The organism is Janthinobacterium amylolyticum (genome assembly GCF_051380655.1).
In the GTDB taxonomy this organism is placed as follows: domain Bacteria; phylum Pseudomonadota; class Gammaproteobacteria; order Burkholderiales; family Burkholderiaceae_D; genus Janthinobacterium.
Window position 1 is genome coordinate 609,066 of record NZ_JBNYXL010000001.1, and the last position, 18,260, is coordinate 627,325.

General features: G+C 63.4%; 17 protein-coding genes. 8 read left to right on the forward strand and 9 right to left on the reverse strand.

The genetic code is table 11. From position 1 onward, the window contains the following. Positions 1-188: 188 nt before the first annotated feature. Both ACQ4WR_RS02795 and ACQ4WR_RS02800 read left to right on the forward strand, forming a co-directional pair. Positions 189-458: a hypothetical protein gene (locus ACQ4WR_RS02795; protein ID WP_436485143.1), complete on the forward strand. Its 270-nt coding sequence runs from the start codon at positions 189-191 to the stop codon at positions 456-458. A 159-nt stretch (positions 459-617) separates the two neighbouring features. Next, positions 618-995: a response regulator gene (locus ACQ4WR_RS02800; RefSeq protein WP_436485144.1), complete on the forward strand. Its 378-nt coding sequence runs from the start codon at positions 618-620 to the stop codon at positions 993-995. 53 nt (positions 996-1,048) lie between these two features. Here ACQ4WR_RS02800 and ACQ4WR_RS02805 read toward each other — a convergent pair whose 3' ends face one another. From ACQ4WR_RS02805 to ACQ4WR_RS02835, 7 genes are all read right to left on the reverse strand, one after another. Then, on the reverse strand, positions 1,049-1,423 hold the full coding sequence (locus tag ACQ4WR_RS02805; protein WP_436485146.1) for a hypothetical protein: 375 nt from the start codon (positions 1,421-1,423) through the stop codon (positions 1,049-1,051). Between the two features lie 57 nt (positions 1,424-1,480). Further along, on the reverse strand, positions 1,481-1,822 hold the full coding sequence (locus tag ACQ4WR_RS02810) for a hypothetical protein (protein ID WP_436485148.1): 342 nt from the start codon (positions 1,820-1,822) through the stop codon (positions 1,481-1,483). Positions 1,823-1,867: 45 nt separating this feature from the next. Further along, on the reverse strand, positions 1,868-2,149 hold the full coding sequence (locus ACQ4WR_RS02815) for a hypothetical protein (RefSeq protein WP_436485150.1): 282 nt from the start codon (positions 2,147-2,149) through the stop codon (positions 1,868-1,870). Positions 2,150-2,234: 85 nt separating this feature from the next. Further along, positions 2,235-2,672, reverse strand: a complete 438-nt coding sequence (locus ACQ4WR_RS02820) for a hypothetical protein (protein ID WP_436485390.1) — start codon at positions 2,670-2,672, stop codon at positions 2,235-2,237. A 339-nt stretch (positions 2,673-3,011) separates the two neighbouring features. Further along, the gene (locus ACQ4WR_RS02825) at positions 3,012-5,090 is read right to left on the reverse strand and encodes a TonB-dependent receptor (RefSeq protein WP_436485151.1); all 2,079 of its coding nucleotides are present in this window, start codon (positions 5,088-5,090) and stop codon (positions 3,012-3,014) included. An 88-nt stretch (positions 5,091-5,178) separates the two neighbouring features. Further along, on the reverse strand, positions 5,179-5,574 hold the full coding sequence (locus ACQ4WR_RS02830) for a DUF2946 domain-containing protein (RefSeq protein WP_436485153.1): 396 nt from the start codon (positions 5,572-5,574) through the stop codon (positions 5,179-5,181). 67 nt (positions 5,575-5,641) lie between these two features. Beyond that, positions 5,642-7,786: a TonB-dependent siderophore receptor gene (locus ACQ4WR_RS02835; RefSeq protein WP_436485155.1), complete on the reverse strand. Its 2,145-nt coding sequence runs from the start codon at positions 7,784-7,786 to the stop codon at positions 5,642-5,644. A 243-nt stretch (positions 7,787-8,029) separates the two neighbouring features. Between ACQ4WR_RS02835 and ACQ4WR_RS02840 the strand changes: the two genes are divergently transcribed. Together ACQ4WR_RS02840 and ACQ4WR_RS02845 are read left to right on the forward strand one after the other, a co-directional pair. Further along, entirely contained in the window at positions 8,030-11,542 is a 3,513-nt protein-coding gene (locus ACQ4WR_RS02840) for a DUF748 domain-containing protein (protein WP_436485157.1), read from the forward strand. 160 nt (positions 11,543-11,702) lie between these two features. Continuing rightward, positions 11,703-12,140, forward strand: a complete 438-nt coding sequence (locus ACQ4WR_RS02845) for an SRPBCC family protein (RefSeq protein ID WP_436485159.1) — start codon at positions 11,703-11,705, stop codon at positions 12,138-12,140. 93 nt (positions 12,141-12,233) lie between these two features. Here the strand turns inward: ACQ4WR_RS02845 and ACQ4WR_RS02850 are convergent, their stop codons facing one another. Beyond that, positions 12,234-14,684: a membrane-bound PQQ-dependent dehydrogenase, glucose/quinate/shikimate family gene (locus ACQ4WR_RS02850; protein ID WP_436485161.1), complete on the reverse strand. Its 2,451-nt coding sequence runs from the start codon at positions 14,682-14,684 to the stop codon at positions 12,234-12,236. 354 nt (positions 14,685-15,038) lie between these two features. On the opposite strand from ACQ4WR_RS02850, the gene ACQ4WR_RS02855 reads away from it, so the two are divergent. From ACQ4WR_RS02855 to ACQ4WR_RS02870, 4 genes are all read left to right on the forward strand, one after another. Further along, positions 15,039-15,674 (forward strand): hypothetical protein, encoded by a 636-nt coding sequence (locus ACQ4WR_RS02855; protein ID WP_436485162.1) that lies wholly within the window; start codon positions 15,039-15,041, stop codon positions 15,672-15,674. An 85-nt stretch (positions 15,675-15,759) separates the two neighbouring features. After that, a complete protein-coding gene (locus tag ACQ4WR_RS02860; RefSeq protein ID WP_436485164.1) occupies positions 15,760-16,383 on the forward strand; it encodes an excisionase family DNA-binding protein in 624 nt (207 codons plus the stop codon). A 22-nt stretch (positions 16,384-16,405) separates the two neighbouring features. Continuing rightward, positions 16,406-16,768 carry an Hpt domain-containing protein gene (locus tag ACQ4WR_RS02865; protein WP_436485166.1) on the forward strand — a complete coding sequence of 121 codons (363 nt, stop codon included), beginning with the start codon at positions 16,406-16,408 and terminating at the stop codon, positions 16,766-16,768. Between the two features lie 65 nt (positions 16,769-16,833). Beyond that, positions 16,834-16,959 (forward strand): hypothetical protein, encoded by a 126-nt coding sequence (locus ACQ4WR_RS02870; protein ID WP_436485168.1) that lies wholly within the window; start codon positions 16,834-16,836, stop codon positions 16,957-16,959. 18 nt (positions 16,960-16,977) lie between these two features. Here ACQ4WR_RS02870 and ACQ4WR_RS02875 read toward each other — a convergent pair whose 3' ends face one another. Then, a complete protein-coding gene (locus tag ACQ4WR_RS02875) occupies positions 16,978-18,189 on the reverse strand; it encodes an NnrS family protein (RefSeq protein WP_436485169.1) in 1,212 nt (403 codons plus the stop codon). Positions 18,190-18,260 lie beyond the last annotated feature (71 nt).

The following is an 18,260-nucleotide window of genomic DNA, read 5'->3' on the forward strand; positions in this document are numbered from 1 at the left end:
GACTGATCAGGCAATGGATGACGGAGCGTCACCTGTGTTGCGGCGCTACCGCTGTTCCTGCTGCCTGGCCAGCAAGCGGGATAGTTAAATTTAATTCCCATGGGCACTATCGATTAAAGAAAAGTTTCCACAAAGGCATAAAAATAAGTTATCTTTAATGCAAACAAAAGGAGACATTTTTTCTCTTTATGACCGAGGCAAGAATGCGCTCCAAGAATGACAAACCTGTAAACAAGACTACCAGCACGAACAACAGCGCCAGCACCAGCGTCAGTCCCCTGGACTGCACGCGGCACGATGATTTGACGGCCCAAAAGGTAGAGGTCGGAATTATCTTCCAGGAAATGCTCGATACGGCCGCTGCCGCCGCCTATCTGGCCAAGAACAAGGTGCCGATCAGCACCGCGCTGCGCGTCCTGACGGGGTCGCGGCGCAAAAAGAATGCATCTGAAAACTGATGCATTGCACTTTACATATATTTGGATGAAATCCATGTATAATTTCTGACAAGCAATCCCATCACTCAGTCACAGCCCCTGACTGCCCGACTTCCTGCCGCCCTGAACCTGCCGGCTTACCGCGCTACCCTATCCGGGCAGGCAATGCAGCAGGTTCTCATGGCAAAGCAACTTCCCCCACTGCGCATCATGGTCGTCGACGATAATCGTGACGCGGCCGACCTGGTCGCCGAATTCCTCGTGTTCAGCGGCCATGAAGCCATTCCCGTGTATGGCGGCGCCGAGGCGCTGCAAGTGGCAGAGACATTTGAACCGGACGTGGTGTTTCTCGACTTGGGCATGCCCGAAGTCAGCGGATTCCAGGTGGCCTCCCGCCTCCGGCAAGCGTCCAAATTCCAGAGCACAAAGATGATTGCCTATACCGCGTGGAGCGATGAACTGACCCGCGCCAAGACCAGGAATGGCGGCTTCGACCACCATCTGGTCAAGCCTGCCACCCTCGATGACATACTGGGCCTGCTGGGCCCCGCCGCATAAAGCCGCCGCATGCGCATGTGCCGCTCGCCGCGTTACCCCGGCAAGCCCCGGGCCTAGCTGACCTGGCCATGTTCATCATACAGCTCGCCTTCGTTGCCCTGGACGACAGCTGCTAGCTGCTGGGCAATGCGCCACATTTTCCGCACGATTTCAGCGTCAGGATTATTGCAAGTGATACTGCCGCCATAAAAACTGAACCATGCCCGATCGCCGTTTTCCTGATGGGCGCAATAGGCCGTCCATACAGCCAGGCCTTCTGCTTCCATGCGTATGGTCGTGCCGTCGGGCGCCCTGACTTCGGCGTAGCCGTCGAGGCGCATTTCCCCGTCCCGCGCAAGCAGCTTGGTCCATTCCTCGATCGAGATCGCCGCCTCTCCGTGCGCAAGGCCCGCTTCGCTTCTTGTAATATGCAGGGCATATCCCATCATGGCTCCAGCGTTGATTCAACCTTGTTATTCACGTTATCCATCAGGATGGCGGTCCACCTAGCGCCAGAACAGATGGTAACTGCCATGGTAGTTCTTATCCACGTTTTCCCTGGAGTCGAACCGGAAGTCTATCTCTGGCAATTCGAGAAAAGAAAAACGCAGCTTCGAAGCGCGCAGGCATTGCGCCAACCGCGATTGTATTTCCGCACTCGTGCCATCCCTGGCATAAAGATCAATATCCACATCGTCCGCATAAAACACGCCTACACAAAAATGGCCGTCCGACCCGAGTATCTCGACATTGTTCAAGCGTAGCTGTTTCGGCCGCATTATTTCCAACACGTCGACCAGCGCCTGCTCCAGCGCAATATATGGTGGGTATGTCGTGGCCGCTGACATGGTCATCCTGTGTAATGCGTGCCTTATCTTCCAAAACCTGCCCGTTTACTTCCGCTCCCGCTTCTCGCCGCTGTGCATCGCTGTCAATTGCGCGCGCACTTTCTTCGGCACAAAAAATTTCCTGAGAATCAGCATCGGCATCAATACCACCGCCACCAGGGTGGCCCCATTGCGTTTCAACTGCAGCAGGAAAAGGATCAGCACGCCGGTTCCAATCAACCATGCCGTGGCCTTCAGGATTTCCCATCCGCCTGCAAGCGCGGACAGGCCCGCAACAAGGGCAATGACAATACCGCCAATGAGTACATCGTTTTTACTTTTATGCATCTTCACGCCTTCGTTTCGCCGGTGGCGGCATGCCCGCCATCCGCTCTCTTGTGATCGCCAGTGCGTGCATGCACGAGCATCCGCACTATTTTGAACAGCTCGAGTCCGGCAGCGAGTCGAGATCCACTTCGCCAGGCTCGACCTGATAGCTGATCAGCTCCGCCTTGTTCTCGCGCACCTGCCATACCAGTTTCTCCGTTCCCTTGCCATTCTGAAACTCGGTCTGATACAGCAGTCGCACCTGATTTGGAAAACAGGCGGCCCTGAGCTGGCGCGCCACTTTCATGGGGCCATAGATTTGCATTCCCTGTTCGGCAGCCTGGACAAATTCCTGCTCGGTCTGTTGCTGTTTCATCAGCGCGCTGCCCATGCCGTACATGGCAGAGAACTTTCCTTGCGCCGCATACTGGTGAAAAACATCGGTGGCCGCATCGGCGGTTTTCCAGTCGTTGGCAAAAGAACCAAAATGAATGTCGCAAGCGCCCAGCAAGACAGCCAGTGATAACAAGCCAATTTTTTTCATTGCCAGGGTACGCTTCCTTGATGTGCTGTAGCTTGCTGCCACGTTAATAGTTGGCCGAGTCTGGCCAGCCCATGCATGGCATCAGAAGCTGGGCCGTGCGCTGCCGGTCGCCTGGGACGGGTGACAAACACGGGTAACAAACGCAGGTAACAAACGCCAGTGGCAAACGCGGGTGGCAAAGCTGGCAACAAACAGCGGCGGCAAACAGCATAGCAAATTTCCAGGAAAAAATATGCACATATTGTCACGCGCAGCCAGCGCTGCTTGCCGCCGATGCACTCAATCAAGCATGCGCCCTCCCGTCCGGCAAGGGAAAGGCGCCGCTCCTGACGCTCGCCCTTAGAACGTCAGCTGCAGCCCCAGGTCAATCGAACGCCCCTCGGCCGGCAAGGCTTGCAGCGCCCCGCCGTTCGCTTTCAGGCCCGACAGGTAGACGCCGCCCAGCGGGTCCGCATACGCACGGTTGAACAGGTTGCTGACGCCCGCGCTCAGGCTGGCCATCTTGCTCAGCGCCACGCTGCTGCGCAGGTTGACGAGCGCATAGCCGCCCGTTTCCGGCTCCAGCCGGCGCGCGTCGACGGTGTCCTTGCGGGCCACGATCTTCGTTTCGATGCGGCTGCTCCAGGCGCCCAGCTTGTGCTCGACTGCCAGCATGGCGTTAAGCGGCATCATGCGGTACAGGTCACCGCTGTCGCTGCGCTTGCCCCGTGTATAAGCGGCGTTGCCGGTCGCCATGAAGCGGCCCCAGCGCGCGCTGCTGGTCAGTGGCAACTGCCACGCCAGGTTGACGCCGTACAGCTTGGCGTCGTGGTTGGCGAATTGCAGCAAGTTGCCCTTGGCGCCCATCTGCATGTAGGGCTTGAACGGCGCCAGCACGTCGACGTCGATGTAATTGTCGACCTTGCTGAAATACGGGTTGACGCGCAGGAACCAGCCCTCCTCGCCGCCGCCGTGCCAGTCGGCCGTCAATGCCGCCGTGTAAGCCGTCTCCGGCTTCAGGTCGATATTGCCCACATAGCCATTGCCGTCGCCAAACCAGTTGGTCATGGTCATGGCCATCGAACCGCGGCCCCACGAGTAGCGCTCGTACACATTCGGCGAGCGCACCTTGCGCGCCAGCGCGAACTCGTAGCTGCTGGCCGCGTCAGGCGTGAAGGTCGCTTGCGCCGATGCATCGATGTTCGTGTCGCGCTGGCTGCGGCTGCGCGCATTGAAGGCCCGGGCGGCCATCACGTCCGGCATGTTCATCATGTTGGTGCCATACGATTGCACCTCGCCCGAGTCCATGCGCACGGATTCGCCACGCAGGCCCAGCACGCTTGTCCAGCGCGCGTCATGGCGCGTTTCCAGCTCGCCAAACAGCACCGTTCGGTCCCGCTTGCCGTCATTGATGTTCAGATAGGTGCGCGGCCCCATCATCATGGAACCGGGCACGGCCGGCCAGTAGTCGTCGAGGCGGAAGCCATGCCACTCCTGGCCCAGGCGCAACTCGCCCGCCGCCGTCGGCAAGCTTGCCATCAGCGCATAGCCCGTGTTGCGCCCGTGCGTGATCATCGGCATCGTGCCCTTGCGCTCGGGCGTGAAGAAGCCCATTTCGTGGTCCGTCCGCTGCCAGTAGGCGCGCCCGTCGAGTACGCCCCAGGCAAATGTGCCCTGGTAAGCCAGATTGGCGAACTGGCCATGGTTATCCGTCATGTCCATGTACTGGTTGGGAAAACCCTGGTAAGGGATATGCTGCACGCCGGCGCGCAGGATCAGCTGCTGGCCATCGCCCTTGGCCGCCAGCACCATGGACTGATTGATGCTTTCGTACATGCTGGCCAGCACTTTGTTGCCGCGCCCATCTTCATAGCTGTGGCCGCGCGTGGTGGCGCCGCTGTAGCCGATGCTGAGCACGTCGCTGGCTGCCGAGACGTTGAGGCTGGTCGCCACGCTGTTGTTGACGCTGCGCCCCGAGACGGCGAAGCTGCCTTGCGTCAGCAGCGGCGCGCCGCTCTGCGCGAACACGGGCGCGTTGGACTGCACTTCGATGGTGCCGGCGATGCTGTCGCCGCCGGCGCTGACGGGGGTCACGCCCGCGATCAGGCGGATGCGCTGCACCTGCTGCGGATCGATATACGACAAGGGCGCATTCATGTGGTTGGCGCAGGCGGACGTCAGTTCCATGCCGTCGATGCGAATCTTGATGCGGTCATCGGCAAAGCCATTAATCACTGGCAAGCCGGACACGCCGCCACCGGCTGCCACGCTGTAGCCGGGCGTGCTGGAGAGCATCAGCGCCGTGTCGGCGGCGGGACGGTAGCCGTCCTTGACGCCCGTGACGATGACTTTCATTTCGGGTAAAACCGCTTCAGTGCGCGCCTGGCCCAGGGCGGGCATGGCGATGGCGAAGGAAATAAGTAATGGAAAATGTTTCATGGTGCTGCTTTCTGTCAGATAGGCAAGACGAACGGCCACAGCGCAGCACGATGCGGCTGGGCGATGGACGTTCACGGAAAAACCAGGATCAGAAAGCGGCAGGCGGCCCGCGCGGCTGGACGGGCGTCCAGGCGAACAAGGGAGTGGGCGACTGGTAAAACAGCAGGGGCAGCAAGCCCGTGATCAGTTCACCGGATGCAAGCACCAGGGTGGCGGGGATAATGTCCAGGGTGGCCGCATGCATGCTGCAGCACGGGCAGTCGCCCATGCGCATGCCGCCCTTGGAAGGATCGGGCGCCTGCTTGGAGAGCGTCGCGGGCAACATGTTCATGCCGCCCGCCACCGAGCAGATCTCGAAGCTGGGCACGGCCTTGCCGCTGGCGACAGTGAAGGCGCGCGACAGGGTTGGGGCGAGCGCGGCCATGAGGATGGCGAGACACGCGATCCACAGGGCGATGACGGCGCGGCCTTGGCTGATAAACATGCCGCCATTATAACGGCCGCCCTGCCCCTGGGCCAAGGCCGCAGATCAAGCCGTCGTGCAGGTATGGCTACAGATCGACCTTCATTGACAGCTTGATGGCGCGCGGCGCGCCCGACGCCAGGCGCGTGCCGGCGCCGGCCCAGTAGCGCTTGTCCGCCGCGTTTTCCACGTTGAGCTGCCAGACAACTGCCTTGTCCATCACCCGGCTCGCATAGCGGGCGCCAGCGCTGAACAAGGTCACGCCGCCCAGGAAAGCCTGGTTCAAATCGTTGACGGGACGGGCGCTGTAGTAATACGCGCCGCCGTTGACGGACAGGCCCGGCACGCCGTCAAACGCGTAGGCGAGGAAGGCGCTGGCCGTGCGCTTGGAGGCGTTTTCCGGCGCCTTGCCGTTGTAGTCGGCATTGATGTTGGCAAACTTGGGATCGAGCAGCTGGGCCGACGTCTGCCACGACAGCTGGCGCGTCAGCTTGCCCTGGGTCGACAGTTCCAGGCCACGGTAGCGCTGTTCGCCATCCGAGGTGAAGACATTGCTGGCATTCGTGTAATAGCCGGGGCGCGTGATGTCGAACAGGGCCGCCGACAGCAAGGTGCCGCCAGGGCTCAGCCAGCGCGCGCCCAGCTCCTTTTGTTGACTCACGCCGGGCGCCATCTTGACGCCTTGGTTGGCGGTGCCCGTCGGGCCCGTTTCACCCTCTTCCAGCCCGCGCGCCGTGGATGCGTAGAACGAGAGCTCGGGCGTGGCCTTGTAGATCAGCGAGGCCATCGGCGTGGTCTTGCTGACGTCATAGTGGCTGGCGCCCTGGTCGCTTTGATAGCTGCTGCGGCGCACGCCGATGACGCTTTGCCATTGCGGGCTGAAGACCATGCGGTCAAGCGCGTACAGGCCAGTGTCGCGCGTGTCGAGGGCGGCCGTCGTCGGCGTGGCCGGCTTGGGGCCGAACACAACATTCGTCACGGGCACGGGCTGGTACAGGTTCTGCGAGGCGATCGTGTAATTGCTCTGGTAAATCGGATCTTGCGACTTGTCCGTGCGCGAGGCGCCCAGGGTCAGTTCATGGGCGATGAACCCCGTGTTGAAATTGCCGGCCAGTTCCGCGCGCAGCAAGTCCGAGGCCGTCACGCTGTGCTGGATATTGCCCGTGATGCGGCCCGCGCCCGTCTGCACGGCGGCCGCGTTGTTCAAGCGGAAGATGGCCAGGCGGCGGTCGCGCGCCGTTTCCGAGTGGCCCGCCTCGACCGTCAAGGCCCAGCCATCGGCGATGGCGTAATCAGCGCGCAACTGCGCGTTTTTTGTCTGCGTTTCGAAGTTGGACCAGTCCGGGCCGATCAAGTTGCGCGGATCGACGGCGCGCGGCAAGGTGATCACGCCTTTCACGGCCGTGGGCAGGGCCACGCCCGCCTGCTCCGTCACCCTGCGGCGGTCATATTCCAGGTCCGCTTTCAGCAGCAGTTTGCTGGTCACGCGCCAGTCCAGCGCCGTGGCAATGAAGCGGCGGTTGCCATTGCCGACATTATCCAGGTAGGAACCCAGGGTGCCGCCGGCCGCGTTCACGCGCACGCCGAATTCCTGCTGCGCGCCAAAGCGGCGGCCGACATCGATATTCGCCACGGCACTGCCACGGTCATCGAGGCTCAAGCCCATGCTGGTGACGGGCCGGCTGCCGGCCCGCTTGGTAACGAAGTTGACCACGCCGGCCGGCGAAGTAAAACCGTAGTACAGGGCCGAGGCGCCCTTCAGCACTTCCACCCGCTCCTTGTTTTCCATGGGCACTTGCGAGAAGTTCATGATGGGCATGGAACCGTTGAGGCGGTAATTCGTGCGGTTTTCCACGGCGATGCCGCGTATCACCAATTGATCCCAGGTTTCGCCGCCGTTCTGCTGGCGCGTCACGCCGGCCGTATTGCGCACGGCGTCGTACAGGCCGGAGACGGCTTGCTGCTCCAGCAATTCGCGCGTAATGACGTTGACGGTCGATGGCACATCCATGATGTTGGCGCCACGGAAACTGCCCGCCTCGGTGGTGAGCGGTACCAGGCCTTGCGCGCGCGCCCCCGTCACCTGCACGGCCTGCATGACTTTCTCGTCGCCAGCCGTCAGCTCGTCCTGGCCGCTGGCTGCATTGGCCGCCAGCGCGGCGTGGGAAGCGAAGGCCAGCGAGAGGGCGGCGGCGACGGGAAGCAAGCGGAGGCGAGGAGTTACGGCAGGCATGAAATCGGCTTTCAATGAGAAAAAGTTGCGAATGAGAACTTACGGTTAGCGGACATGATACCGATAATGAGAATCATTATCAAGCAAGAGTGAGTTTGTGTGAGTTTTATAGAAGAAACAAGCCTCCTCCGGCGCCTGTTATCACTTGAACACGTTTGGATTTTGCAGACGAGCCCGCAAAGAGGCATACTGACAGTCACGGCGCGCACGACGCGCCGCCTAACAAGATCAAAAGGTAAGTTCGTGAACACAATCGACAAGAAAAGCGTGCAGACGAAATCATTTCGCTGGAAACGCTGGCAGCGCTGGGCCGTCGGCACAGGCTGCGTCCTGGCCGCCTACAGCGCGGCCGGCTTCTGGCTGGTGCCCTACGTCATCAAAAACCAGTTGCCAAAATTTGCCGAGAAGGAACTCGCGCGCCAGGCCAGCATCGCCGACGTGCGTTTCAACCCGTTTACCCTGCGCCTGGAAGCGGACAAGATTGCTTTCAAGGAAGCGGCCAGCGCCGATGGCAAGGGCGGCGCACCGCTGCTGTTCATCGGCGCCCTGGCCGTGCAGCTGGAATGGAAATCCATCGTGCGCCGCGCCTGGAGCCTGGCGGAAATCCGCATCACGGCGCCCCAGGCGCAGCTGACCGTCACGCCGGACGGCAAGTTCAACCTGGCTGAAGTGCTGGCCACCTGGCAGCGCAAGCACCCGGAAAAGAGCGAAGGCGGCATGCCGCGCCTGATCATTGGCCACTTTGCACTGGAACAAGGCAAAGTCGACTGGCAAGACCAGAAGGCCGGCTATGCGGACAATTTTACGCCGATCAATTTCACGCTCGACAATATCTCGACCCTGCCCGACGCCAATGGCAGCTATAGCCTCAGCGCCGACGCGGCGCGCGGCGGCAAGCTGCACTGGCGCGGCACGGCGTCGCTCACCCCCATCCGGGGCGAAGGCGAACTGATACTGAACGACGCTTCCCTGCCCGGCCTGGCCGCCTACCTGAAAGCCTACACGCGCGCCGAAGTGACGAGCGGCAAGCTGTCGGCGCGCCTGCCCTATGCTTTTTCCTATGCGGACGGCAAGCTGGAAGCGAGCCTGAAAGGCGCGGGCCTGGCCTTGCGCGGCCTGTCGCTGGTGCGCGACGGCAAAGGCGACGCTTTTACCTCGCTCGATACCCTGGGCGTCGCCGGCGTCAACGCCGACCTGGCGCGCCAGAGCGTCACGGTAGATAAAATCAATCTGTACGGCGGCAAGCTGGCCGTGCGTCGCGACAGCAAGGGCGAGATCGACGTGGCGAACCTGATGCTGCCGGGTAATCCCGCAGCCGCCGCCGCTCCGGCCACCCCCGCCGCACCAGCCAAGCCAGGCAGGTGGAAGGTCGACTTGAAGCAGCTGGTGCTGGCCAAGGTGGACGTCTCGGCCATCGATGAAACCGTCTCGCCCGCCCTGCAATTGAGCGCGAAACAGTTGCAACTGCAGCTGCAACTGGGCTTGCAGCAAGGTCAGGCAGGAAACAGCGTGCTGGTCGACAACGCCAGCTTTGCCCTGGCCGATCTGGCCATGCGACGGGGCGCGCAAACGCCATTCAAGCTGGCGCAACTGGGTTTTACGGAAGGCAAGATCGACCTGGCCGCGCGCAGCGTGCACCTGGGCGCCGTGACGGCCAGCGGCGCGCAGATCGACCTGGCGCGCAACCGCCAGGGGGAATTTGCGATTGCGCAAAAGCTGCCCGTGTTTGCCTCCGGCAAAGCCGACCCTGCCAAGGATGCGCCCTCCGCGCCCTGGTCCACCAAGGTAGACAAGGTGGAGCTGAACAAGTTCGGCGCCCGCTTCGACGATGCGGGCACGGGAATTAAAGGCAATCTGCAGGATGCCCGCCTGTCCCTGCACAACGTCAGCAACGACATGACGCAGGCGCTGCCGTTCGAGCTGGGCGTGGGCCTGCGCGAAGGTGGCTTGCTCACGGCGAATGGCAAATTCGTGCCGGGTACGGGCGCCGTCGATGCGCAGCTGAATCTGAAACAGCTGACGCTGGCGCCCGTGCAACCGCTGCTGGCACAGCACGTGAAACTCAAGCTGGCGGGCGGCAGCCTGTCCGGCAGCGGCCGCCTGACGACGGGCGGCGGTGCGCCGAAAGCACCGAAAGTGCGCTATGTGGGCGGCGTGGATATCGCGGGCCTCGTGCTCAACGAAACGGATGGCAAGCGTTTTGCCTCATGGAAAAGCGTGCGCGCCGACAAACTGACGGCCAGCGTTGGCCCGGACTTTGTCGACATCCCGGAACTGCGCGTGGTGGAACCGAACGCCCAGCTGATCATTGAAAACGACCGCAGCCTGAACGCGCAGCGCCTGCTGGTGAAAGCGCCGGAACCGGCGCAGCCCGCTGCATTGCCTGCCGCCGCTGCCGCTCCCGTGGCCACCGCCACGCCGGCCACCGCAACGCCGGCCGCTGACGCCGCCTTCCCCGTGCGCGTGCGCCGCGTGCGCCTGCAAAACGCCAAGCTGGACTTCGCCGACCTCAGCCTGAGGCCCCAGTTCGCCGCCAAGATTTATGAACTCAATGGCGTCGTCACGGGCCTGTCGACGAAACGCGATGCGCGCAGCCAGATCGAACTGGACGGCCGCATCGACGAATTCGGCCTGGCCCGCGTGCGCGGCCAGCTCAATCCCTTCGCCCCCACCGACAATACGGACTTGAACGTGGTCTTCAAGAACGTCGACATGGTGTCCGCCTCGCCGTACACGATGAAATTCGCCGGCTACAAGGTGGCCGAAGGCAAGATTTCGCTGGATTTGCAATACAAGGTGCGCAACCGCCAGCTCGACGGCACCAACCAGATCGTGCTCGACAAGCTGACCCTGGGCGAGCGCATCGACAGCCCGGACGCCCTGAAGCTGCCGTTGGAACTGGCGCTGGCCATCCTCAAGGATAGCGACGGGCGCATCGACCTGGGCTTGCCCGTGTCGGGCGACATGAACGACCCGCAATTCAGCTATGGCGCGCTGATCTGGAAAGCCGTGGGCAACGTGCTGACGAAAATCGTCACGGCGCCGTTCCGCGCGCTGGGCAACTTGCTGGGCATCAGCGCCGACAAGCTTGAATCCATCGACTTCGATCCGGGCAGCGCCGTGCTGCTGCCGCCCGAGCGGGAAAAGCTCAAGCAGGTGGCGCAGATCCTCGCCAAGCGCGAACAGCTGAAGCTGGCCGTGCCGGGCCAGTACAGCGACACGGATGCGGCCGCCCTGCGCGCCCAGGCCGTGCGCCGCGCCGTCGCCGCCAAGGCCGGCATCAAGCTGGAGGCTGGCGAAGAGCCGGGGCCGCTGAACCTGGGCGAGCGCAAGGTGCGCGGCGCCCTGCGCGAGCTGTACGCGGAACGCTTCGGCAAGGCGGAGCTGGACAAGCAGAAAAAGGCGGCGGAGGCGGCTGTGCCAGGGGCGGCGTCAGCAGCCTCGGCGGACGCTGCCACGCCGGCGACGGCGGCCAAGATCCCCGTCTTGCAACGTCTGGGCAAGCTGATCGAAGGCGAGCCGCAGGTGGCCGACACGGGCGCGTTCTACAACGGCTTGCGCGAGCAGCTGGAAGCCAAGCAGCCGCTGCCTGCCGATGCCTTGAACAAGCTGGGCACGCAGCGCAGCGCGGCCATCCTGGCGGCCCTGCAGCAGGATGGCACGCCAGCCACACGTGTCAGCGCCGGCGCGCCGGAAAAGACGGAGGCTGCGCCAGGCAAGCTGGTGGGACTGAAGCTGGGCTTGGCGGCGAAGTAAACGGGTATTGAAACGGGCATTGAAACGGGCATTGAAACGGACATTGCCGTAGCATATGTGCGGCCGTGCCATTCCGGGCGGATAATGTGTCCAGGCGCTGTGCGGCGCCTGGCACAAGCTTGATGACGTTGACAACAATGACAAGGAGACGCAGCCCCTCATGCAAATCGAAGAACGCATATACATCCCCGTCCCGCCCATGCTCATCGACCAGATCTGGAGCGAGGTCGACCAATGGCACCGCTGGGACCCGGATACGAAACAAGCCCGGCTCGACGGGCCATTCAGTGTCGGTAGCAAGGGCCGCATCGTTCCCAGCAAGGGACTGGGCATTCCCATGGTGGTCACGGAACGCTCAGCGGGCCGCTCGTTCACCGTCGAAGGCTACATCCCCTTGTTTCGCCTGCACTTCGAGCATACCGTCTCTGCCGTCGATGGCGGTTCGGACGTCCTGCACCGCGTGTGGTTTACCGGCCCCCTAGCGTTTCTGTTCGGGCCAGGCGTGGCAAAGCAGGTCAGAGAGGGGCTTCCCCGGACCATGCAATCACTGAAAGACTACGCCGAGCGACGCCACGCGACTGCCGGCAACGAAGCCTGACAAGCCAGCGCCGTTCAAGGCTTTCTCCTCCAGCTGGACCACTTCCGGCACTGGCGGCAGCATCAGCATCATGCTGCCGCCCCTCCTGCATCGCTATTTCGTCTTCGCCCCCTCCTTCACCACCGCATCCGGCAAGGCAAACGCCACCAGGCTATCGCCCATCTTCGTGCCCAGCGATCCATGGCCGCCAGCCATAACGACGACATATTGCTTGCCCGTCTTGTCGGAGACATAGCTCATCGGCGTGGCCTGGCCGCCGGCTGGCAGGCGGGCTTTCCACACGGTCTTGCCATTGCGCACGTCGTAGCCGCGGATGTAGTAGTCGAGCGTGCTGCTCAGAAATGCCACGCCGCCGCCCGTAGTGCTGATGCCGCCCAGGCTGGGCACGCCCAGCGGCAGGGCGATCGGCACGGGGGCGCTGTCGCGCGTGGTGCCATTCTTGTGCATCCATACTTTCTTCATGGTGCGCAGGTCGACGGCGGCGATATAACCCCACGGCGGCGCCTGGCAAGGGAAGCCCAGCGGCGACAGGAAGGGTTTGATTTCCACGGCGAACGGCACGCCCGTCTGCGGCTGCAAACCCATTTCCGACCCCGTGCCGCCCGGCGCATTGGCTTGCGCGCGCGGCACCAGGCGTTCCAGGAAGCCCATGTAGTCGGGATTGACCAGCAGCAACTGGCGGCCCGGATCGACGGCCGCCCCGCCCCACTCGAAGATGCCCAGCGGGCCGGGCGAAATGATGGCGCCCTTGATCTTGCCTTCGGCCACGGTTTGCGGCGTGAACGGGCCTTCGTAGCGGTGCTGGCGGAAGATGATGCGGCATGCCAGCTGGTCGAACGGCGTGGTGCCCCACATGTCCGTTTCGCTGATGTTTTTCTCGGGCAGGAAGGTCAATGCCGAGAACGGCTGCGTGGGCGACAGCGTGTCGCCAGGCGCGGCGTTGGCGGTCGGCACGGGTTTTTCCGGCGCCGGCACCACCAGGCTGCCGTCGCGCCGGTCGATCACATAGATGTCGCCCCGCTTGGTGGTGGCCACGACGGATGGCACCTTGCCTTTCGGCGTGTCGATATCCACCAGGGTGGGCTGGCCGCCGATATCCATGTCCCAGATGTCGTGGTGCACGGTCTGGTAGACCCAGCGCACCTTGCCCGTCGCCAGGTCCAGCGCGACGATGGCGCTATTGTATTTTTCGCCAGAGGGGTTGCGGTTGCCGCCCCAGGTATCGGGCGTTTCGTTGCCCATCGGCACGTACACCATGCCCAGCTTCTCATCCACGCTGGACACGCCCCAGGAGTTCGGCGAGTTGTTGGTATACGTCTTGCCGTCGGCGATCGGCGCCGTGTCGTCCGGGTTCGAGGCATCCCAGTTCCACATCAGCTTGCCCGTCACGGGATCGTAGCCGCGGATCACGCCGGACGGCTCTTCGGTGGAAAAGTTATCGGTGACGCTGGCGGCCATCACCACCACGTTCTGCGCCACGGCCGGCGGCGAGGTCGGCATCAAAAAGCCCCGCTTCTTCATGCCCATGCCGTGGTACAGGCCGATCACGCCATTTTCGCCAAAGCTTTTGCAGGCCTCGCCCGTATCGGCGTTGACGGCGATCAGGGTGGCGTCCATGGTGGGGGCGAAGATGCGGCGCGGGCATTCCATGCTTGCCGCTTCAGGCGCCGGATTGTCCTTGGCGCGGCCCGCGTTCACGTCCCAGTAAGCCACGCCACGGCAGATCATGTGCTGGTAACTGGAGGCGTCGCGGTTGATCTTCGGATCGTGGCGCCAGATTTCCTTGCCCGTGTCCGGGTCCAGCGCGATGACGATGTTATGCGGCGTGCACAGGTACAGCATGCCGTTTACTTTCAGCGGCGTGACTTCGTTGGCGATCTCGCCCGGGTCGTTCGGCCCCTTGAAGTCGCCCGTGTTATACACCCAGGCCTGTTTCAGCTGCGAGGCATTGGCCGGCGTGATCTGCGCCGCCGGCGCGTAGCGGTCGCCATAGCCGGAGCGGCCATACGCGGCCCAGTCATTGGGCGCCACGCCGGGCGCGTAGTCGCCTTCGGGCGTGGCCGCCATGTTTTCAGCTGGCACTTCGCCGTGCAGGGTGTAGTAATCCTGGAACAGGGAAAACACGCCGACGGCGGCAGTCACCACGACGGCGGCCAGCAGCGCGCTCTTGCCGGCGTCGCGCGGTTTCGCGCCAGGTGACAGGGCCGGCTCGAGACGTCGGTCGATGAAGGGCAGCAGCAGCCAGACGGCGGCGGCGAACCAGATATCGAGGCGCGGCAGCAGTTGCCACCAGTCGAACTTCACTTCGATCACGGACCAGATCAGGGTGGCGAACAGCAATAGCGCAAGAAAAGGCTGGGCGCTGCGCCGTCTTTTCCACACGAGCGCACCGGCAACTATCATGCCGATACCGGCCACGAGGTAATACCAGGAGCCGTCAAGGCTGACGAGCCAGGCGCCGCCGCCGGCAAGCGCCAGGCCAAGCAAGATGAAGATGACTGCGGTGAGGGTGAGCAAGGGTCCAGGCCGGGGAGAGGCACTCATGATGCTCCTTTACTAGGCGTTGTCATTCGGCGATGCGCACCCGCGCATCGTATTGATGGCGATCAATGAGATTCCATTTTTTCACTAATTAACAAAGCGTGGCACACGCCAGAACGCACTCATGACGTGGCGTTGCTTTTTGTCACACAGCGCCAGTCACCGGTTACGGCTGAGCTTGGCCACAAGAAAAATAAATTTCTCAAATAAAATGAATATTGCCTTAAAATGAATTAATCGTGATTTTTGTGAAAAACGTTTAATTCGCTGCAACGCGACGCAGCCGGACGTATTCAACAGGAGTTCCACCATGCGGCACGCCCTCTCCCCTTGCGCATCCCTCCGGCAGGCACTGTCATGAGCGCCTTCATCTACACCTATCTGCTGGCCCGCAGCGACGGCATGACCCTGGTAAGGCCGGGGCTGGCGTTGGCCGGCCTGTTCCTGCTGCTGGCCGCACTGCTGTGGCGGCGTCCCAGATGGCACCGCCATGCTGGCGCCACGCTGGCAGGCAGCGCGGGCCAGGGCAGCCTGCCTGCCCTGCTGCAGGCGCACAGCGCGCCGCTCGCGGCGGCCGGACACGCGGCGGCGCCAGCGCCCAGGGAGCGCCGCACGCCCCCGTTCCAGCAGGCGCGGCTCGATGCGATGTTTGGCGAAGACCGGCTGGTGCAGGGCGAGATCCTGGCACTCTTCGTGGCCGAGACGCGCGACCGCCTGGCAGGCATCGCGCATGCCCTGCGCTATGCCCGCATGGCATCGGCCCGGGTACTGGAACAGGAAATCTTCGACACCAGCACGGCGCTCGGGCTGGTGCAGCTGCGGCAGCTGTCCGGCGCCGCCGTGCATGCCAGTTTCAACAACGACATCGAAGCACAGCGGCGCCTGCATGCGGACTTGCTGATGGCGCTGGAAGTGCTGTCAAGCGCGGTAACACAGTTGCAGCAGCCGCAGCTGTACGAAGACCGCCGGCGCGACACGGAAAGCCAGCGCTGACGATAATTCATGAGATTTGGCAAATTTGATTTTCACGCATCGCCTGCGTATGATGGCCACATCCTCATCCATCCCGGCCCCCGCCATGCAAGCAGCTGACGTCTGTACCACGCAACAAGCTGCCGAGCTCCTCGGCATTTCCGTCACGTCCGTGCAGCAGCTGGTGGAAGCGGGGGTCATCGAAGCATGGAAGACGCGGGGCGGCCACCGGCGCATTCCCCTCGCCGCCGTGCATGCGTACAAGAGTGGCTACGCACAACATAGTCAGGAAGGACGCGCGCCACGCCCGTCAAGGCCGCCTGGCGACGCTTCCCCGCCCTCGATCCTCGTGATCGAGGATAATCCCATGGAACGGGCCCTGTATCAGCGGCAGCTCGCGTCCTGGGGTTTGCCCGCCAGCGTGCGCTTTTGCGAGAACGGCTACCAGGCGCTGATGGAAATCGCCCGCGACCAACCCGACATCCTTTTGAGCGACATCATCATGGACGGCATCGACGGCTACGAAGTGATACGCACCATCCTGGCAGACCCGCTGCTGGCGGACATGCATATCGCCATGCTGTCGAGCTTGCCGCCGGAAGCGCTGGAAGACAGGGGCGGCGTACCGCCAGGCGTGGTGTTCTTCGCCAAACCCGTCAATTACGACGAATTGCACGGCTACCTGCGCGCCTGCTGCGCCAGCCATGCGCGGCGCGGCTTCGGCACCTGACCTCCTGCGCCCGGGGCTACCGATGCAAACCTGCCGCCACATCGACCCCGCCCTGCTGCTGCACGCCGCCTGCCACGACCTGCCCCTGTTCCGCTCACTGTGCCAGACCTATCTGGACACGGCGCCGGCCCAGGCGACGCAGCTGGAGCTGGCCATCCGCAACGGCACGCCACAAGCCATGCTGCACGCCAGCCATGGCTTGCGCGGCAGCGTGGCGCTGCTGGGCGCCACGGCGCTGGTCAGGCGCCTGGCCGCGCTGGAAGCGCTGGCGCGCCAGCAGCACCGGCCCGAACCTGGCTGGTTCGACGAGACGGCGCTGCTGCTGGCCGAAGTGGAAACGGAAGTGCGGCGCAGCATGACTGAATACCAGGGCGCGCCGGCCTGAAGGCCGATGCGCCGAGCATCGGCAAGCGATGTTCGAATAAGCCGTGTGTTTAAAGCAATCGGATAATGGAGGCGACGATGATCTGCTACCGCGACCTGCTGCTGAAAGCCTTTATGCTGGGCATGCTGATCTTCTTCGTCGGTGAATCGCTGTCATACTGGGTACCCGACATCAAGAGGCTGCTGGCCTGACGCCGTTCTGACGCAGCGTCAGCCTTCGCGTCCATCGACACGGGGCCGCCATAGCCAGGGCGCATACACCAGCACAAACAGGGCGAATGCCAGCGACCAGCACAGCCCCGCCGCCAGCAGCAGAGGCAGGTGCAGCTCTGCGGATCCCACTGCCGCCAGCAGGCGCGCCAGCGCACCGAGCTGTATCAGCCAGTACATCCACGCCTCCGCCCTGCCCGCCTTGAGCGGCCGTCCCGTGTGGCCCAGGGTGGTGCGCGTCATCATGCCGATGATCAGGCCCGCCATCGAGCCCACCGTCAGCGCGTGAAACGCGGCGCTGGCCGGCAGCGCGCCCAGGCTGGCCAGCGCCAGCAGCGCGAAGCCGATGCCTATCCACGCATACGACAGGTGCAGTATCCACAGCAGCGGCACGCGCCAGGTGCGCTGCGGCTGCCAGGCCAGCAGGTTGGCCAGCGACAGCGCGCTCGCCGCCAGCGCCAGCGGCGCCGTGAGCCATCCTGGCGCGCCCGCCAGCCAGGCGATGCCGGCCGCCGCCATGCAGGCCACGGCGATCAAGGCCCGCCGCGGGCTGGCCACGGGCGTGCTGCCCGGCGCGCCATTGCGCGTAAACATGGGAATGACCCTGGCGCCGAGCACCGATTCGATCAGCACGATGATCAAAATGGCCGCCTGCACGGGGATGAACAGCGACAGTGGCAGCCAGTCCAGCACGGCCGCGTGGTACAGGCCATTGGCCAGCGCCAGCAACGCCAGCAAGCCGACAAGGAACAGGTTGCGCGTATTGCCCGAGCGGCGCAGCACGCGGTACAAGGGCCAGGCGGCCAGCGGCAGGAACAGCCAGTCCAGCAGCGCCGCCACGAGGCCGGGCCCGCACAGCATGGCGATGCGTCCCGCCAGCCACAGTGCCGCCAGCGCCATCAGCGGCGCGCCGTGCGGCGTGGGCAAGCCCGTCCAGTTGCGCCCCGCCGTGTATAAAAAGCCCACGACGACGGCCACGGCGAAGCCGAAGACCATCTCATGCATGTGCCAGCCCAGCCCCGCTTGCAGGCCGTCCGGCAGCAAGCCTAGGTAGCTGGCCAGCCACAGCGGAATGCTGACGGCCGCGAACAGCGCGGCCAGCAGGTAGAACGGGCGGAAGCCCAGCTGCCAGACGGGATGTGCCGCATGCCAGGGGGCGGCACGTTTGCTGTGCTCGGGACGGGTGGCTTCGCTGATGGGGATAAGGGCCATGATGTGCTCGCATTTAAAGATATATTCAATATACTACTTTAAATGCGCAAAGCCAGGCATAGGCAAAAAGG

What these genes read in the sequence shown, in the direction of transcription:
- ACQ4WR_RS02865 (WP_436485166.1), top strand. Translation starts at nt 16,406, where the DNA reads ATGCAAACCTGCCGCCACATCGACCCCGCCCTGCTGCTGCACGCCGCC.
- ACQ4WR_RS02835 (WP_436485155.1), bottom strand. Translation starts at nt 7,786, where the DNA reads ATGCCTGCCGTAACTCCTCGCCTCCGCTTGCTTCCCGTCGCCGCCGCC.
- ACQ4WR_RS02860 (WP_436485164.1), top strand. Translation starts at nt 15,760, where the DNA reads ATGCAAGCAGCTGACGTCTGTACCACGCAACAAGCTGCCGAGCTCCTC.
- ACQ4WR_RS02850 (WP_436485161.1), bottom strand. Translation starts at nt 14,684, where the DNA reads ATGAGTGCCTCTCCCCGGCCTGGACCCTTGCTCACCCTCACCGCAGTC.
- ACQ4WR_RS02845 (WP_436485159.1), top strand. Translation starts at nt 11,703, where the DNA reads ATGCAAATCGAAGAACGCATATACATCCCCGTCCCGCCCATGCTCATC.
- ACQ4WR_RS02805 (WP_436485146.1), bottom strand. Translation starts at nt 1,423, where the DNA reads ATGATGGGATATGCCCTGCATATTACAAGAAGCGAAGCGGGCCTTGCG.
- ACQ4WR_RS02795 (WP_436485143.1), top strand. Translation starts at nt 189, where the DNA reads ATGACCGAGGCAAGAATGCGCTCCAAGAATGACAAACCTGTAAACAAG.
- ACQ4WR_RS02855 (WP_436485162.1), top strand. Translation starts at nt 15,039, where the DNA reads ATGAGCGCCTTCATCTACACCTATCTGCTGGCCCGCAGCGACGGCATG.
- ACQ4WR_RS02810 (WP_436485148.1), bottom strand. Translation starts at nt 1,822, where the DNA reads ATGTCAGCGGCCACGACATACCCACCATATATTGCGCTGGAGCAGGCG.
- ACQ4WR_RS02830 (WP_436485153.1), bottom strand. Translation starts at nt 5,574, where the DNA reads ATGTTTATCAGCCAAGGCCGCGCCGTCATCGCCCTGTGGATCGCGTGT.
- ACQ4WR_RS02870 (WP_436485168.1), top strand. Translation starts at nt 16,834, where the DNA reads ATGGAGGCGACGATGATCTGCTACCGCGACCTGCTGCTGAAAGCCTTT.
- ACQ4WR_RS02800 (WP_436485144.1), top strand. Translation starts at nt 618, where the DNA reads ATGGCAAAGCAACTTCCCCCACTGCGCATCATGGTCGTCGACGATAAT.
- ACQ4WR_RS02820 (WP_436485390.1), bottom strand. Translation starts at nt 2,672, where the DNA reads ATGAAAAAAATTGGCTTGTTATCACTGGCTGTCTTGCTGGGCGCTTGC.
- ACQ4WR_RS02825 (WP_436485151.1), bottom strand. Translation starts at nt 5,090, where the DNA reads ATGAAACATTTTCCATTACTTATTTCCTTCGCCATCGCCATGCCCGCC.
- ACQ4WR_RS02815 (WP_436485150.1), bottom strand. Translation starts at nt 2,149, where the DNA reads ATGCATAAAAGTAAAAACGATGTACTCATTGGCGGTATTGTCATTGCC.
- ACQ4WR_RS02875 (WP_436485169.1), bottom strand. Translation starts at nt 18,189, where the DNA reads ATGGCCCTTATCCCCATCAGCGAAGCCACCCGTCCCGAGCACAGCAAA.